The 15511-nt window shown below is 70.5% G+C and carries 13 protein-coding genes; 5 read left to right on the forward strand and 8 right to left on the reverse strand.

Going from position 1 to position 15511, the window contains the following annotated elements; genetic code table 11:
• Positions 1-186: 186 nt before the first annotated feature.
• Positions 187-810 (forward strand): helix-turn-helix domain-containing protein, encoded by a 624-nt coding sequence (locus DEJ50_RS10415; RefSeq protein WP_411757677.1) that lies wholly within the window; start codon positions 187-189, stop codon positions 808-810.
• 86 nt (positions 811-896) lie between these two features.
• Here DEJ50_RS10415 and DEJ50_RS10420 read toward each other — a convergent pair whose 3' ends face one another.
• The gene (locus DEJ50_RS10420; protein WP_150207277.1) at positions 897-1922 is read right to left on the reverse strand and encodes an ATP-dependent 6-phosphofructokinase; all 1026 of its coding nucleotides are present in this window, start codon (positions 1920-1922) and stop codon (positions 897-899) included.
• A 271-nt stretch (positions 1923-2193) separates the two neighbouring features.
• Here DEJ50_RS10420 and pta point away from each other — a divergent pair, with 271 nt between their 5' ends.
• From pta to pyk, 3 genes are all read left to right on the forward strand, one after another.
• Positions 2194-4281: a phosphate acetyltransferase gene (gene pta / locus DEJ50_RS10425; RefSeq protein WP_150207278.1), complete on the forward strand. Its 2088-nt coding sequence runs from the start codon at positions 2194-2196 to the stop codon at positions 4279-4281.
• A 68-nt stretch (positions 4282-4349) separates the two neighbouring features.
• Entirely contained in the window at positions 4350-5558 is a 1209-nt protein-coding gene (locus DEJ50_RS10430) for an acetate kinase (RefSeq protein ID WP_223837693.1), read from the forward strand.
• 61 nt (positions 5559-5619) lie between these two features.
• Complete coding sequence (pyk, locus tag DEJ50_RS10435; protein WP_150207280.1) at positions 5620-7050, forward strand: pyruvate kinase; 1431 nt, start codon at positions 5620-5622, stop codon at positions 7048-7050.
• Between the two features lie 79 nt (positions 7051-7129).
• On the opposite strand, the gene DEJ50_RS10440 is transcribed toward pyk, so the two are convergent.
• The 4 genes from DEJ50_RS10440 to DEJ50_RS10455 form a co-directional block, all read right to left on the reverse strand.
• Positions 7130-8491 carry a hypothetical protein gene (locus DEJ50_RS10440; protein ID WP_150207281.1) on the reverse strand — a complete coding sequence of 454 codons (1362 nt, stop codon included), beginning with the start codon at positions 8489-8491 and terminating at the stop codon, positions 7130-7132.
• Positions 8481-9005, reverse strand: coding sequence for a DUF6114 domain-containing protein (locus tag DEJ50_RS10445; RefSeq protein ID WP_150207282.1), 525 nt, complete (start codon positions 9003-9005; stop codon positions 8481-8483). The genes DEJ50_RS10440 and DEJ50_RS10445 overlap by 11 nt, the downstream gene beginning before the upstream one ends.
• A 110-nt stretch (positions 9006-9115) precedes the next feature.
• Entirely contained in the window at positions 9116-9757 is a 642-nt protein-coding gene (locus DEJ50_RS10450) for a DUF6230 family protein (protein WP_150207283.1), read from the reverse strand.
• A gap of 590 nt (positions 9758-10347) precedes the next feature.
• Positions 10348-11328 (reverse strand): tetratricopeptide repeat protein, encoded by a 981-nt coding sequence (locus DEJ50_RS10455; RefSeq protein ID WP_150207284.1) that lies wholly within the window; start codon positions 11326-11328, stop codon positions 10348-10350.
• A gap of 272 nt (positions 11329-11600) precedes the next feature.
• On the opposite strand from DEJ50_RS10455, the gene DEJ50_RS10460 reads away from it, so the two are divergent.
• Positions 11601-12227 (forward strand): TetR/AcrR family transcriptional regulator, encoded by a 627-nt coding sequence (locus DEJ50_RS10460; RefSeq protein ID WP_150207285.1) that lies wholly within the window; start codon positions 11601-11603, stop codon positions 12225-12227.
• Between the two features lie 426 nt (positions 12228-12653).
• Here DEJ50_RS10460 and DEJ50_RS10465 read toward each other — a convergent pair whose 3' ends face one another.
• The 3 genes from DEJ50_RS10465 to DEJ50_RS10475 all read right to left on the reverse strand — a co-directional run bounded on the left by DEJ50_RS10465 (position 12654) and on the right by DEJ50_RS10475 (position 15430).
• The gene (locus DEJ50_RS10465; RefSeq protein WP_150207286.1) at positions 12654-14354 is read right to left on the reverse strand and encodes a methylmalonyl-CoA mutase; all 1701 of its coding nucleotides are present in this window, start codon (positions 14352-14354) and stop codon (positions 12654-12656) included.
• A gap of 93 nt (positions 14355-14447) precedes the next feature.
• Positions 14448-14783: a DUF3817 domain-containing protein gene (locus DEJ50_RS10470; protein WP_150207287.1), complete on the reverse strand. Its 336-nt coding sequence runs from the start codon at positions 14781-14783 to the stop codon at positions 14448-14450.
• A 137-nt stretch (positions 14784-14920) separates the two neighbouring features.
• Entirely contained in the window at positions 14921-15430 is a 510-nt protein-coding gene (locus tag DEJ50_RS10475; RefSeq protein ID WP_150207288.1) for a MarR family winged helix-turn-helix transcriptional regulator, read from the reverse strand.
• Between the last annotated feature and the right edge of the window lie 81 nt (positions 15431-15511).

Raw genomic sequence — 15511 nt, forward strand, 5'->3', positions numbered from 1 at the left:
CTATTACCGGACGGTCACGGGGAAAACGGATCAAAGCAACGGACACCGTAGGAGATTCCTACGAGTTGTGAGCTTGGTCGAACAGCCCGTAGTCGGCGAACCCCGGCCACTTCTAGCCTGTGCCGCGTGCACCAGAGCCCACCCTTCAACGCCCCCGCCGCCCGCCGCCTGCGCGTGGCCCTGGGGATGGCACCCGGCCACGTCGCCTATGGGCTGCGCGCCCAGTACGGCCTGCTCGTCGCGCCCGAAACCGTCATGGCCTGGGAGGCCGGCGACGTGCCGCCCTCCTCCGCCGAGCTGACCGCGCTCGCCGGCGTGCTGTGGTGTTCCCCCGGAGAGCTGCTCGCCGAGCCGGTGACCTTGCGGGAGCACCGCATGGCCCGCGGGCTCGCCCCCGAGGAACTGTCCCGGCGGATCGGGCTGGAGACGAACTCCTACCAGAAGATGGAGGACTCGGGCCGGTGGAAGGGCAATGAGCGGCAGTCCGCCGCCCTGGCCTCGGTGCTCGGGCTGACGCTGCCGCAGTACGTGGCCGCGACCGGCCGGCAGGAGGAGCTGGCCGAGGTGCTCCGCAATGCGGTGACCACCCGCTGGCAGGCCTATCTCAAGCCGCTGTCCAAGCTGCTGCCGGTACCGAAGGACCACCTGGAGGTGGTGCTCGAACGGCTGCACCAGGACTACCAGTCCAGGATGGTGGCCACCCTCAGCTGGGGCGGTGGCGTGGGCGAGGCCGGCAGCGGGGACGCCGGCCGGGAGTTCCTCGCGGAGATCGTGGACCGGTTCTGGTCGCTGGCCCGGAGTACGGAGTAGCGGATTAGCGGGGGTGTAAGGCCGCCGCCCCCACATCCCGGGCCGTCCGGCCGGAACATGGGGGCGAAGGTCCCGGCCGGGCCGGGTCAGAAGACCGACTCGGCCTCGTACATCCGGTTCTCCGGGACGGTCTTGAGCGAGGTGACCGCGGAGGCCAGCGGGGCCATCACGATGTCGGTGCCGCGCAGCGCCGTCATATTGCCGAAGTCGCCCCGGTGCACGGCCTCGACGGCGTGCCAGCCGAAGCGGGTGGCGAGCACCCGGTCGTAGGCGGTGGGCACCCCGCCGCGCTGGACGTGGCCGAGGATGACCGGGCGGGCCTCCTTGCCCAGGCGCCGCTCCAGCTCGACGGCGAGCCGGTTGCCGATACCGGCGAAGCGCTCGTGTCCGTACTGGTCGATGGCGCCCTTCTCGTACGGCATCGAGCCCTCGGCCGGGTGTGCGCCCTCGGCCACGCAGATGACCGCGAACTTCTTGCCGCGGGCGAAGCGCTCCTCGACCATCTTGACCAGATCGTCCACCTCGAAGGGGCGCTCGGGCAGGCAGATGCCGTGCGCGCCGCCGGCCATGCCGGATTCGAGCGCGATCCAGCCGGCATGCCGTCCCATGACCTCGACGACCATCACGCGCTGGTGGGACTCGGCGGTGGTCTTGAGCCGGTCTATGGCCTCGGTCGCCACCATGACGGCGGTGTCGAAGCCGAAGGTGCGGTCAGTGGAGGAGATGTCGTTGTCGATGGTCTTGGGAACGCCGACCACGGGCATGCCGGCGTCGGACAGCATCCGGGCGGCGGTCAGGGTGCCCTCGCCGCCGATCGGGATCAGTGCGTCGAGGTTGTACCGGGTGGCCAGTTCCTGGGCGTTCTCGGCGGCTTCGCTGAGCCTGGCGCGCTCCATGCGGGCCGAGCCCAGAATCGTTCCGCCGCGGGCCAGGATGCCGCTGACCGCGTTGATGTCGAGGGGGCGGTAGTGGCCGTCGAGCAGCCCCTTGAAGCCGTCCTCGAAGCCGATGACTTCGTCACCGTGCCCGACCAGGGCACGGTGCACAACCGACCGGATGACGGCGTTCAGGCCCGGGCAGTCGCCGCCTGCGGTGAGAACTCCGATACGCATCGTGCTGTGTCTCCTGCTCCTGGTCGTACCGCGCCGTACGCATGCGGGCGTACGGCCGTACTGGTGAAGGCCGTGTTCGAGAAGCCTGTCCGATTGTTCCACGCACCGATGGGGAGGCGCGTGCCGTAATGCTCCTCCTGAAGGGCCTTTGGACCCTCGCTCGAAGGACTTTCTTCCGGCAAGCGCTTTACCCATCGCCGGAGGTATTGTCAATAGGTCAAGACCACCCTAACGGGGAATTTCGGTTCGCAAGAATGGACGGAGAGCACGCGTGACGCGCAGCGTGTACGTGACCGGCATCGACCGGGGGGACGGCCGGCAGGTCGTCGAGCTCGGAATCATGGAGCTGCTGACCCGCCAGACCGGCCGGGTCGGCGTCTACCGGCCCCTGCTGCACGACGGGCCCGACCGTCTGTTCGAACTACTGAAGGCCCGGTACCGGCTCGACCAGGACCCCTCCACCGCCTTCGGCATGGAGTACCAGGAGGCCTCCGCGATCCTGGCCGAGAAGGGGACCGACGAGCTGGTCTCGCAGCTGGTCGACCGCTACCACCGGGCCGCCCGGGCGTACGAGGTCATGCTGGTCCTGGGCACCGACTACGCCGCCACCAGCCTCCCCGACGAGCTGGCCCTCAACGCGCGCCTCGCCAACGAGCTGGGCGCGGTCGTGATCCCCGTGGTCGGGGGGACCAGGCAGACCGCCGAGTCGGTGCGCGCCGAGACCCGCAATGCCTACCGCGCCTACGAGAGCCTGGGCTGCGAGGTCGTCGCCATGGTGGTGAACCGGGTGGCCGCCGAGGACCGCGAGACGATAGCCGAGCGGCTGGCCGCCCGCCTCCCGGTGCCCTGTTACGTCCTGCCGGACGACAAGTCCCTCGCCGCGCCGACCGTCGCCCAGATCACCCGGGAGCTCGGCGGCGAGGTCCTGCTCGGCGACGAGGCGGGCCTGGCCCGGGACGCCCTGGACTTCGTCTTCGGCGGCGCCCACCTGCCGAACTTCCTGAACGCCCTGACCCCCGGCTGCCTGGTGGTCACCCCCGGGGACCGGTCCGATCTGGTGGTCGGTGCGCTGGCCGCGCACACCTCGGGCACCCCGCCGATCGCCGGTGTGCTGCTGACCCTGAACGAGCGGCCGGCCCCGCACATCCTGACCATGGCCGCCCGGCTGGCGCCGGGCACCCCGGTGGTCTCGGTGGCCGGGAACAGTTTCCCCACCGCCGCCGAACTGTTCTCGCTGCAGAGCCGGTTGAACTCGGCCACGCCGCGCAAGCTGGAGACCGCACTCGGCCTGTTCGAGCGCCATGTGGCCACCGGTGAACTGCGCGACCTGCTCTCCGTCGCCCGCTCCGAGCGGGTCACCCCGATGATGTTCGAGCACGAGCTGCTGGAGCAGGCCCGGTCCGAGCGCCGCCGGGTGGTGCTGCCGGAGGGCACCGAGGAGCGGGTGCTGCGCGCCGCGGACGTGGTCCTGCGGCGGGGGGTCTGTGATCTGACCCTGCTCGGCGACACCCAGGCGGTCCGGAAGAAGGCCGCCGACCTCGGTGTCGACATCAGCGGGGCGGAGATCGTGGACCCGGCGGTCTCCCCGCTGCGGGAACGATTCGCCGAGTACTACGCCAAGGCCCGCGCCCACAAGGGCATGACCGTCGAGCTGGCCAACGACGTGGTCACCGACGTCAATTACTTCGGCACCCTGATGGTGCAGGAGGGCCTGGCCGACGGCATGGTCTCCGGCTCGGTGCACTCCACCGCCGCCACCATCCGCCCGGCCTTCGAGATCATCAAAACCAGGCCGGACGCGGCGATCGTGTCCTCCGTGTTCTTCATGTGCCTGGCCGACAAGGTGCTCGTCTACGGCGACTGCGCGGTCAACCCGGACCCCGATGCGGAACAACTCGCCGACATCGCCGTCCAGTCCGCCGCCACCGCGGCGGCGTTCGGGGTGGAGCCGCGGATCGCGATGCTCTCGTACTCCACCGGCACCTCCGGCTCCGGCGCGGACGTGGACAAGGTCCGCAAGGCCACCGAGATCGTCCGGGCGCGGCACCCGGAACTGCTGATCGAGGGCCCGATCCAGTACGACGCGGCGGTGGACGCCGATGTGGCCGCCACCAAGCTGCCCGACTCCGAGGTGGCCGGGCGGGCGACCGTACTGATCTTCCCGGACCTGAACACCGGCAACAACACCTACAAGGCCGTCCAGCGCTCGGCCGGCGCCGTGGCGGTCGGCCCGGTCCTGCAGGGTCTGCGCAAGCCGGTCAACGACCTCTCGCGCGGCGCGCTGGTCCAGGACATCGTCACCACGGTGGCGATCACCGCGATCCAGGCCCAGGCCCAGTCCCGGCCGCAGGCCCGATGACCCCCGGCACCCCCGGCACCCCCCGTACCCACGAAGCCCACGAAGCCCCCGAAGGAAACACCGCCACCGTGACCGCATCGCGCATCCTCGTCCTCAACTCCGGCTCCTCCTCCGTCAAGTACCAGCTGCTGGACATGACGGACCGGTCCCGGCTGGCCGTCGGGCTGGTGGAGCGCATCGGAGAGGAGACCTCCCGGCTGGTGCACGAGCCGCTGACCGGGCCGAACCCCGGCAAGCGCGAGCAGGTCGCCCCGATCGCCGACCACAAGGCCGCGCTGGAGGCGGTGGCGGCCGAGCTGGCCGCCGACGGGCTGGGCCTGGACTCCCCGGAGCTGGCCGCCGTCGGCCACCGGGTGGTGCACGGCGGGACCCGGTTCACCGCGCCGACCGTGATCGACGAGGAGGTGCTGGCCGAGATCCGCAGCCTGATTCCGCTGGCGCCGCTGCACAACCCGGCCAATGTGACCGGTATCGAGGTGGCCCGGGCGCTGCGCCCGGACCTGCCGCAGGTCGCGGTCTTCGACACCGCCTTCCACGCGACCATGCCGGAATACGCCGCCCGGTACGCGATCGACACCGCCACCGCGGACGCGTACTCCATCCGCCGGTACGGCTTCCACGGCACCTCGCACGCCTATGTCTCCCGGGCCACCGCCGCCCTGCTCGGCAAGGCCCCGGAAGAGGTCAACGTGATCGTGCTACACCTGGGCAACGGTGCGTCGGCCTCGGCGGTCCGGGGTGGGGTCTGCGTGGACACCTCGATGGGACTGACCCCGCTGGAGGGCCTGGTCATGGGAACCCGCTCGGGGGACCTCGACCCGGCGGTGATCTTCCACCTGGCCCGGGTGGGCGGGCTCTCGATCGACGAGATCGACGCGCTGCTGAACAAGAAGAGCGGGCTGCTCGGCCTCTGCGGGGACAACGACATGCGGGAGGTGCTGCGGCGGGCCGGCGAGGGCGACGAGGCGGCGCGGACCGCCTTCGCGGCGTACGTCCACCGGCTGAAGAAGTACATCGGTGCGTACGTGGCGGTGCTCGGCCGGGTGGACGCGGTGGTCTTCACGGCCGGGGTCGGCGAGAACTCGGCCCCCGTGCGGGAAGCTGCGGTGGACGGTCTGGCAGAGCTGGGCCTGGCGCTCGACTCCGAGGCCAACGCGGTCCGCTCCCCCGAGCCGCGGCTGGTTTCGGCCGAGTACTCCCGGGTGGCGGTGGCCGTCGTCCCGACCGACGAGGAGCTGGAGATCGCCGAGCAGAGCTACTCCCTTGTTACCCAGTAGTCACTTGGACTTTCCACCAGACGGAATATTCCGCTACGAAACAAACGGATAGGATCGCTCCATGCGCCGTTCCAAAATCGTCTGCACGCTGGGCCCCGCCGTCGACTCGTATGAGCAGCTGAAAGCGCTCATCGAGGCAGGCATGAACGTGGCCCGATTCAACTTCAGCCACGGATCCCAGGCAGAACACCAGGAGCGGTACGACCGCGTCCGGAAGGCCTCCGAGGACACCGGGCGCGCGGTCGGCGTCCTCGCCGACCTCCAGGGACCCAAGATCCGTCTCGAGACCTTCGCCGAGGGCCCGGTCGAGCTGGTGCGCGGTGACGAGTTCACCATCACCATCGAGGACGTGCCGGGCGACAAGTCCATCTGCGGCACCACCTACAAGGGCCTGCCCGGGGACGTGTCCAAGGGCGACCAGGTCCTGATCAACGACGGCAACGTCGAGCTCCAGGTGACCGCGGTCGAGGGCCCCCGGGTCAAGACCATCGTCATCGAGGGCGGTGTCATCTCGGACCACAAGGGCATCAACCTGCCCGGTGCCGCCGTCAACGTGCCGGCCCTGTCGGAGAAGGACAAGGAAGACCTCCGCTTCGCCCTGCGGATGGGCTGCGACATGGTGGCCCTGTCCTTCGTCCGGGACGCCAACGACGTCAAGGACGTCCACAAGGTCATGGACGAGGAGGGCCGCCGGGTCCCCGTCATCGCCAAGGTGGAGAAGCCGCAGGCGGTCGAGAACATGGAGGCCGTGGTCGCCGCCTTCGACGCGGTCATGGTGGCCCGTGGCGACCTGGCCGTCGAGTACCCGCTCGAGAAGGTTCCGATGGTCCAGAAGCGGCTCATCGAGATGTGCCGCCGCAACGCCAAGCCGGTGATCGTCGCGACCCAGATGATGGAGTCGATGATCACCAACTCCCGGCCGACCCGCGCCGAGGCCTCCGACGTGGCCAACGCCATCCTGGACGGCGCGGACGCGGTCATGCTGTCCGCCGAGTCCTCGGTCGGCCAGTACCCGATCGAGACCGTCAAGACGATGTCGAAGATCGTCGCGGCGGCCGAGCAGGAGCTGCTCTCCAAGGGCCTGCAGCCGCTGGTCCCGGGCAAGAAGCCGCGCACCCAGGGCGGCTCGGTGGCCCGCGCCGCCTGCGAGATCGCGGACTTCCTGGACGGCAAGGCGCTGGTCGCCTTCACCCAGTCCGGCGACACCGCCCGCCGGCTGTCCCGCTACCGCGTGGTCCAGCCGATCCTGGCCTTCACCACGGACGTGAACACCCGCAACCAGCTCACGCTGAGCTGGGGCGTCGAGTCGTACATCGTCCCGCACGTGGACAACACCGACGCCATGGTCGACCTGGTGGACGCCGAGCTGCTCAAGCTCAAGCGCCACAACCCGGGCGACATCATGGTCATCACGGCCGGTTCGCCCCCCGGCGTCCCCGGCACGACCAACATGGTCCGCGTCCATCACCTGGGCGGCGCCGACCGCGACTGACGCCGCCGGACAACGACGAGGGCGGCACCCCCGACCGGATCGGGGGTGCCGCCCTCCGGCGTCGGCGGCTCTTGTTCCGCTATTCCGCCGGGCCGATGTAGTTCTTCAGACCCGGGACCGTCAGGGTGCCGCCGAACTGGCCGGCCTGGACGACCTTCACCTTGGAGAAGAAGGCGAACGGGACATTCAGCGGGGGCGGGCTCTCCGGGCTGAACTCGATCGGGATGATCCCGAACAGGTTGCCCTTCAGCGACTCGGTGTACATGGTCACCGTGCCGCCCCGGATCTTCGAGGTGGAGCCGGGCCGGGACTTCAGGTGGGCGACGTTCCCGGACTTCCCGACCGTCTGGTACAGGTCCTTGATGTCGAGCGAGTCCGCGGTGAACTTCAGGACCTTCTTGGTCTTGCCGCTCGCCGTCTTCACCTCGACGATCCCGTGGTAGTCCAGGCCGTAGAGGGTCAGCAGGGAGCTGTCCAGGTACCAGGGCTCGTCCGGCAGGAGCGGGATTCCGGACTCCAGTTCGGCATTGGCCAAGGCTTCGGCGTCGCGGGTCGGACACGGGAACGGCTCCTTGCCGTCCGGGTCCTTCGTCGCCTCGGCCTTGTCTTTGTCCTTCTCCTTGTCGGCGTCCTTGTCGTCGGCGTCCTCGGCCTTGTCGTCAGCCGTCTTGCCGTCGGCCGACGGCTTCTTGCCCGTCTCGTCCTTCGGGGTGGTCGCGGTGTCCTTGACCTCCTGGGACAGTTCGGACACCGGCACGCCGGCCTTCTTGGCCGCGTCCCGGATCTCCTGCTCCCTCGGGTCCGGGGTGGACTTCGAGGAGGGCGCGGAGGGGGCAGGGGCGGCCGGCGTCTGGGGCGCGGGGGCGGCCGGCTTGCCGTCCAGGCCCTCGAAGAAGCCCTTGATCTTGTCGCCGACACCCAGCGGATCCAGCGGGTTCACGGTCTTGGTGGGGGTCGGGGTCGCAGCCGGGGCCGGGGCCCCGCCGGTCTGCTTCTCCGTCTGCTTCTCGGGCTCCTTCGCCGCCGGCTTGACCGCCGACGAGGACGCGGACGGCTTGACCGAGGGGCTCTTCGACGCGCCGGGCCGCGGGGTCGCGCCGGGCGACGTACCGGGCGAGGGCGTCTTGGAGGGGGACTTCGACGCGGACGGCGAGGGCGACTTCGAGGCGGACTTGCTCTCCTCGTCCGTCGGCTCGTCGGAGCGGGTCACACAGGGCCCGGGCGCGAAGGGGATGTCCTTCTCGTCGGCCAGGGCCAGCTTCGGCGCCATGCCCATGCCCACGAACACCGCGGTGGGCATCGCGGCCAGCGCCATGGTCTTGCCGACGGGTATCTGGAGCTTCGTCAGCAGCGACTTCCTGGGCGCCGCGTGCCGCGGGCCCTTCCTCTCACGGGACTCTGCGTCTGGGGCCACGGCCCGCTGCGTCTCGTCACCCCGCACTGTTCCTCCCGCCATCGGCGTGGGCAGTCGTCTCGGTCGCGTAGTCCGTTTCCGTCTCGCGCGGTCCGGCTCCGGCGACGGCGGGCACCCGGTCCGCTTCCTCGGCGGGCACCCCGGGCGCCCAGGAGAGGGCGAGGCAGCCGCCCACCAGTGCGCAGAGGAAGCCCATGAAGAAGCCGCCGAGGTTGGACACCGGCAGCGACACCAGGCCCAGCAGGAGCGTGGCCACGCCGGCGAAGATCCGGATGCCCTGCTGGAACCAGAGGGCCAGGCCCAGCGTGATCAGCAGGACGCCGATGATGAGGGCACCGGCACCGCCGGTGGTCGCCATCGCGATGGTGATATTGCCCAGCCGGACGTCTGCGTACGGGAAGTACGCGATCGGGACGCCGCCCAGCAGAGTGAACAGCCCGGCCCAGAACGGCCGCTTGCCGCTCCAGCCGTGGAAGCGGTAGTACACCACGGTGAGCCAGTGGTCCTTGGTGGCGGCGTTAACCGGGGCCTGGGGGTTCATGGACAACAGCTCCCTGGAAACGGTGGTACGGAGAACTAGGTGGAGCCCGGACGGGCGGGCGGGCACGGCCGCAGCCGTCGCCCACCCGTCCGGTCAAGCACCGGGAACGATTACTTCTCGTCCTGGTAGCACGGCTGGTCGCCGCTGAGCAGACGGAGCTTGAGGTCGGGCAGGGTGAAGGTACCCGCCGTCGTCGCCCACGCCTTCTGCCGCACGTTCGTCAGCGTCGCCGTCTTGGCGCGCTGCGAGAACGCGAACGGGCTGGACACGGTGCCCGGCTGCGGCTTGGTGGCGTGCGACTTGTCGCCCACCGCAACGCCGATGTCGAGCTGCTCGAACTTCGCGTCCGCGTCGAGCTCGGCGACATCCAGGTAGATGTTGTCCGCGACCGCCGGACGGCCCTTGTGGCCCGTCTGGAGCTTCAGGGTGATGTTGCCGATACCGGGCACCGGAGTGACCAGCGACTGGCACATGTTGGTGATGGTGGCCTTCTTGAACCCGGAGATGGTGACCGGGTGCTTCTGAGGCTTGCCGTGGAGGTCGTGGCCCTCGGCGATACCGCCGTACTGGATCAGGTCCTCACCGACGAGCTCGTCGGCGCGCACCTTGAAGTCCTGGCCGGAGACGCTGAAGGACGCCGCGAGGGCGCCCTGCGCGAGACCCACACCCACCGCGGCGGTCGCCGCGATGCTCGGCACCATGACGAGCGCGAAGCGCTTCCATCTGGTCCCGCCACGAACCTGGGAATTCATGTTGTTCCTCCTTCTCGGACGTACATCTCCGGTCGGGGCCCTGCCCGTCCTGGGATGGGAGAAGTGCTACGTCCTCGGGAAGGAGCGCAGGAGTCCGTGGCGCGGATCCGCGTCAGGTACACCGGCGATCACCCCCGAGCGACAACCACTGGGCCACGCGTCCGCGCAACCTGGAGGACAGGCCCTGCCGGTGTGGCAGAGACCCCCCTGTCCTTGGGCCGATGTCACTGCCATCGACCCGCCCGGTGGGGACCCATCACCGCGCTCCGGGTAAGCGGCTCTGCGGGATGGACCGAGCGTGGCCGATCGTGGTCCATTCCGTGCCGCGGCACAAGGGGGTTCGTTACTGGCGGGTAACGGGTGGATAACCGGGGTGCGACCCGGCGCCGTCGAGTGGCCACAGAGGGTGTCACCATGGGCCACGACAGAACCCCTGAATCCATCCGCAAGCGGACAGATCCAGGGGTTCGATTTACTGCGAGTAACAGCTGTGTCGATTGCCAAGTTTTGGCAAAGTACGGCTGCTGTTGGCCTTTGTGTCAACAAATCGCCGAAGCGCTCCGGCGATGTTCCAGCGCTCCGGATCCGGCCTAGAAGAGGACTCGGGCCAGGGCGGTGCGGGCGGCGCCCACCCGCGGGTCGTCCCCGCCGATGACCTCGAACAGTTCCAGCAGGCGGAGCCGGGCCGCGTCGCGGTCCTCACCGGCGGTCACCCGCACGGTGTCCACCAGCCGCCCGAAGGCGTCCTCGACATGCCCGCCGACCAGGTCCAGGTCGGCCGCCGCGATCTGCGCCGCCGGGTCCTTGGGGTTCTCGGCCGCCGCCGCCCGCACCTCCTGCGGGTTCATACCCTGCACCCGCCGGAGGAGTTCGGCCTGCGCCAGGCCCAGCTTGGCCTCCGGGTGACCGGGGTCGTCGGCGAGTACGTTCTTGTACGCCTGCACGGCGCCGGCCAGGTCACCGGCGTCCAGCGCGGCCATGGCCGCCTCCAGCAGGGCGTCGTACGGCCCGGCCGGGGCGGCGGCGGCAACCCCTTCCGCCGGGGCGGCGCCCTCGGCGTCCGGGTCCACCGCGATCCCGGTCAGCCCGAAGCGCTCTTCGGCGACCTGGATCAGCTGCGCGAGGGTCTCGCGGATCTGCGCTTCCGGGGCCGCGCCCTGGAACAGCGGCAGCGCCTGGCCGGCGACCACGGCGAAGACGGCCGGGATGCCCTGGATGCCGAACTGCTGCATCAGCATCTGGTTGGCGTCGACGTCGACCTTGGCGAGCACGAACCGGCCGTTGGCCTCCACGGCCAGCCGCTCCAGCAGCGGGCCGAGCTGCTTGCAAGGCTCGCACCACTCGGCCCAGAAGTCGATGACGACCGGAACCTCGGCGGAGCGCTGGATCACATCGCGTTCAAAACCGGCCTCGTCGACATCGATGACGAGCGCCGACGGCGGCACCGCCGCGGAGCCACCCTGCCGGGCGGCTTCCGCCCGGGCCTGCTCCGCCTTCGCCTTGGCCTCACCGGCCGCCTTCACCGCGGCGAGGTCGACGACGCCGCTCATGGACATGTTTCTGGGCTGCATGCGTACATCCTCCCCCGTATGCGCGCGCTGAAGAAAAAGATCCGCCGAACCGGCGGAAAAGGCCGGTCCGGAACGTTCCGTGGCGCCGGGTCCCCACCTGGCGCCGTGTGGTTGTCGCGCGGTGCCGCCGGGATCGGTCATATCCGGGACTCTTACGCTACGAGCCGTAGCGTAACTCCAACGGCGGCCCCGCGCCCCGTGATCTGAACCACATGGCTGCCACAGTGACGCGGCTCACGGCGGTTTGGCTACCGGCCGGTATGGTCCTCGCCATGCACTCGCCTGATGTCCCCTCCGGAGCCGCCGGCCGGACCGGCCGCCCCCGCAGCGCCTCGGCGGACGCCGCGATCCTCGCCGCGACCCGGGACGCGCTGTGCGAGCTGGGCTGGTCGAAGGTGTCGATGGGCGATGTGGCGGCGCGGGCGGGGGTCGCCAAGACCACTCTGTACCGGCGGTGGTCGGGGAAGAACGAGCTGGTCGTGGACGCGGTCGCGGAGCTCTTCGACGAACTGGAACTCCCGGACCGGGGCTCCCTGGAGGCGGACGTCGAGTACGTGGTGCTGCGGTTCGCGGAACTGCTGCGGCGGCCGGAGGCGCGGACGGCGCTGATGGCGGTGGTCGCGGAATCCACCCGCGACGAGGCGCTCCGGGACCGGATCCGGTCGGCGATCGTGGACCGGCAGAAACGTCTCGTCGTACTGGGCCGGGAACGGGCCCAGGCCCGTGGCGAACTCCCGTACGAGGAGGACGAGGACCTGGCCGGCCGGACCACGGACCTGATCTTCGACGTGATCGCGGGCACGGTGGTCCATCGCGCGCTGGTCAGCTCGGAGCCGGTGGACGAGTTGTGGGTGGCCACGTTCACCACCCTCCTGATGCACGGCCTACGCGGCACGTGACCCCCGGCCCCCGCCCCGGGGCCCCGGGCCGGACCGACGTCGCGGGACCGAGGCGGCGCCCCGCGCGGCTGCCGGCCCAGGCCCGGCGACGCCGGATGCGCCAGGGCGAAGCCCTGGGCGGCCGGACCGAGGCCGGACCGAGGCGCGGGGGCGCGGGGCGGAGGCCCCTTGGCGGCGCCGCAACCGGCTACCGGGCCGGAGCGCAGGAGGCGCCAGGGCGCCATACCCCAGCCATCCAACGCGCAAAGCGCGACAGCGCCGGGTCCGGACCGAGGCGCAGGGCGCGGAAGCGCGGGGCGGAGGCTCCGTGGTGGCGCCGCACCCGGGTACCGGGCCGGGCCCGCGCAAGGGCGCCGCACCCGGGTACCGGGCCGGGCCCGCGAGGGCCGGGCCCGGGCTGGGGCGCCGGGCCCGGCTGGGGCCGGGTTAGAAGCCCGGGGGTTCTGTGTAGGTGCCCCATTCGTCCCGGAGGGCGTTGCAGATTTCGCCCAGGGTCGCCTCCGCCCGCACCGCGTCCAGCATCGCCGGGATCATGTTCGAGCCGTCCCGGGCCGCGTCCAGCATCGCCTCCAGCGCGCCCCGCACCTTCTCCTCGTCCCGCCGCCCCTTGCGCTCGCCGAGGACCCGGACCTGCTCCCACTCCACCTCGTGGCTGACCCGGAGGATCTCCAGGTCCCCGGTGACCGAGCCGTGGTGGACGTTGACGCCGACGACCCGCTTGTCGCCCTTCTCCAGCGACCTCTGGTACTGGAAGGCCGATTCGGCGATCTCGCCGGTGAACCAGCCGTCCTCGATACCGCGCAGGATGCCCGAGGTGATCGGGCCGATCGGGTGCCGGCCGTCCGGGTGGGCGCGCAGCCCGCGCTCCCGGATCTGCTCGAAGATCTTCTCCGCGTCGGCCTCGATCCGGTCGGTGAGCTGCTCGACGTACCAGGAGCCGCCCAGCGGGTCGGCCACATTGGCCACCCCGGTCTCCTCCATCAGCACCTGCTGGGTGCGCAACGCGATCTCCGCGGCCTGCTCGCTCGGCAGCGCGAGGGTCTCGTCCAGGGCGTTGGTGTGCAGGGAGTTGGTGCCGCCGAGGATGGCCGACAGGGCCTCCACCGCCGTGCGCACCACGTTGTTGTACGGCTGCTGGGCCGTCAGCGAGACCCCGGCGGTCTGGGTGTGGAAGCGCAGCCACATGGCCTTGTCGGACTTCGCGCCGTACACCTCCTTCATCCAGCGGGCCCAGATCCTCCGGGCGGCGCGGAACTTCGCGATCTCCTCGAAGAAGTCGAGGTGCGCGTCGAAGAAGAAGGACAGGCCGGGGGCGAAGACATCGACGTCGAGCCCGCGGGAGAGGCCGAGCTCCACATAGCCGAAGCCGTCGGCGAGGGTGTACGCGAGCTCCTGCGCGGCCGTGGCCCCGGCCTCGCGGATGTGGTAGCCGGAGACGGAGAGCGGCTTGTAGGCGGGGATGCCGGTGGCGCAGTACTCCATGAGGTCGCCGATGAGCCGCAGGTGCGGCTCGGGCTCGAAGAGCCACTCCTTCTGGGCGATGTACTCCTTGAAGATGTCCGTCTGCAGGGTGCCGTTGAGGACGGCGGGGTCCACGCCCTGCCGCTCGGCCGCCACCAGGTACATGCAGAAGACCGGCACGGCCGGGCCCGAGATCGTCATCGAGGTGGTGACGTCCCCGAGCGGGATGTCCTTGAACAGGACCTCCATGTCGGCGGCGGAGTCGATGGCGACCCCGCAGTGCCCGACCTCGCCGAGGGAACGGGGGTCGTCGGAGTCGCGGCCCATCAGGGTGGGCATGTCGAAGGCCACGGAGAGCCCGCCGCCGCCGGCGGCCAGGATCATCTTGTAGCGCTCGTTGGTCTGCTCGGCGTTGCCGAAGCCGGCGAACTGCCGGATGGTCCAGGTGCGGCCCCGGTAGCCGGTGGCGTGCAGGCCGCGGGTGTACGGGTACTCCCCCGGCCACCCGATCCGCTCGAAGCCCTCGTACGTGTCTCCGGGGCGGGGGCCGTAGACGGGCTCGACGGCATCACCGGAGAGCGTGGTGAAGTCCGCGTCCCGCTTGCGGGCCTTGTCGTAACGGGCCTGCCAGCGGCGGCGGCCCTCCTCGATGGCGTCAGCGTCCATACCTTCGAATTTACTAGGACGTCCTAGTAAATGTCGATGGCAAACCCCCGGAGAGTCGCTCCGGGGGTGCCTCGCTCCAGTGGGACGCGAGCCTCAGGCCTTGGCGGGGGCGGCGGCCGGGCCGCCGAGGACCAGCGGCTCGACCTCGGCGCGGACCTTGCGCTCGACGAAGAAGGCGGCGAGCGGGATGGTGCCGCTGACCAGGATCCAGAGCAGCTTGCCGAAGGACCACTTGGCCTTGGAGCCGAGGTCGAAGGCGAAGACCAGGTAGACCATGAAGAGCACACCGTGCGCCTGGGAGACCGCGAAGGTGAGGTCGGCGCCGGTGTCGAAGCCGTACTTGGCCACCATGCAGGCGCAGAGGATCAGGAGCATGACCGCGGTCACGTAGGCCATGACGCGGTAGCGGGTCAGCACGCTTCGTTTCATGCGGACGAGCCTAACCGGCCGGAAAACGGCGGCGGACCCGGGAGCGCCCCGCCCGCCGGGCCCGCTCGGGGCCGGGCCGGGCCGCGGGCGGCGGGGCCGTGACGAAGCTCACCGGCCGGCGCTTCCGGCTGCGGCGACTACTTCTCGTCGAAGTCCGCGGCGGCCACCCGCAGCGGCCGGAGCATGGCGAAGATCTCCGCGCACTCCTCGGCGTCGTACGCGCCGAGCCCGAAGTCCATGGCCATCAGGTCCCGGGTGGCCGCCTCCACCACCTCGCGGCCCTTGTCGGTGATCGACGCCAGGGTCCCGCGCCCGTCGTTCGGGTTCGGCCGCTTGGCCACCAGACCGGACTTCATCAGCCGGTCGACGGTGTTGGTCACCGAGGTGGGGTGGACCATCAGCCGCTCGCCGATCTTCGACATCGGCAGTTCGCCGGCCTTGGAGAAGGTGAGCAGGACCAGGGCCTCGTAGCGGGCGAAGGTCAGCCCGTAGGGCTTCACCACGGCGTCGACCTCGCCGAGCAGGATCTGGTGCGCCCGCATGATCGAGGTGATCGCGGCCATGGAGGGGACCGGGCCCCAGCGCTGCTGCCAGAGCTCGTCGGCGCGGGCGATGGGATCGAAGGGAAGGCTGAGCGGCTTGGACACGCACCCGACCTTACCGGCCGGTCAGTTGGGGGACAGGCCCGTCTCATTCCCCGGGCCGGGGGCCGGGCCTTCCCCCGGGCC

This window comes from Streptomyces venezuelae (assembly GCF_008642295.1).
In the GTDB taxonomy this organism is placed as follows: Bacteria; Actinomycetota; Actinomycetes; order Streptomycetales; family Streptomycetaceae; genus Streptomyces; species Streptomyces venezuelae_C.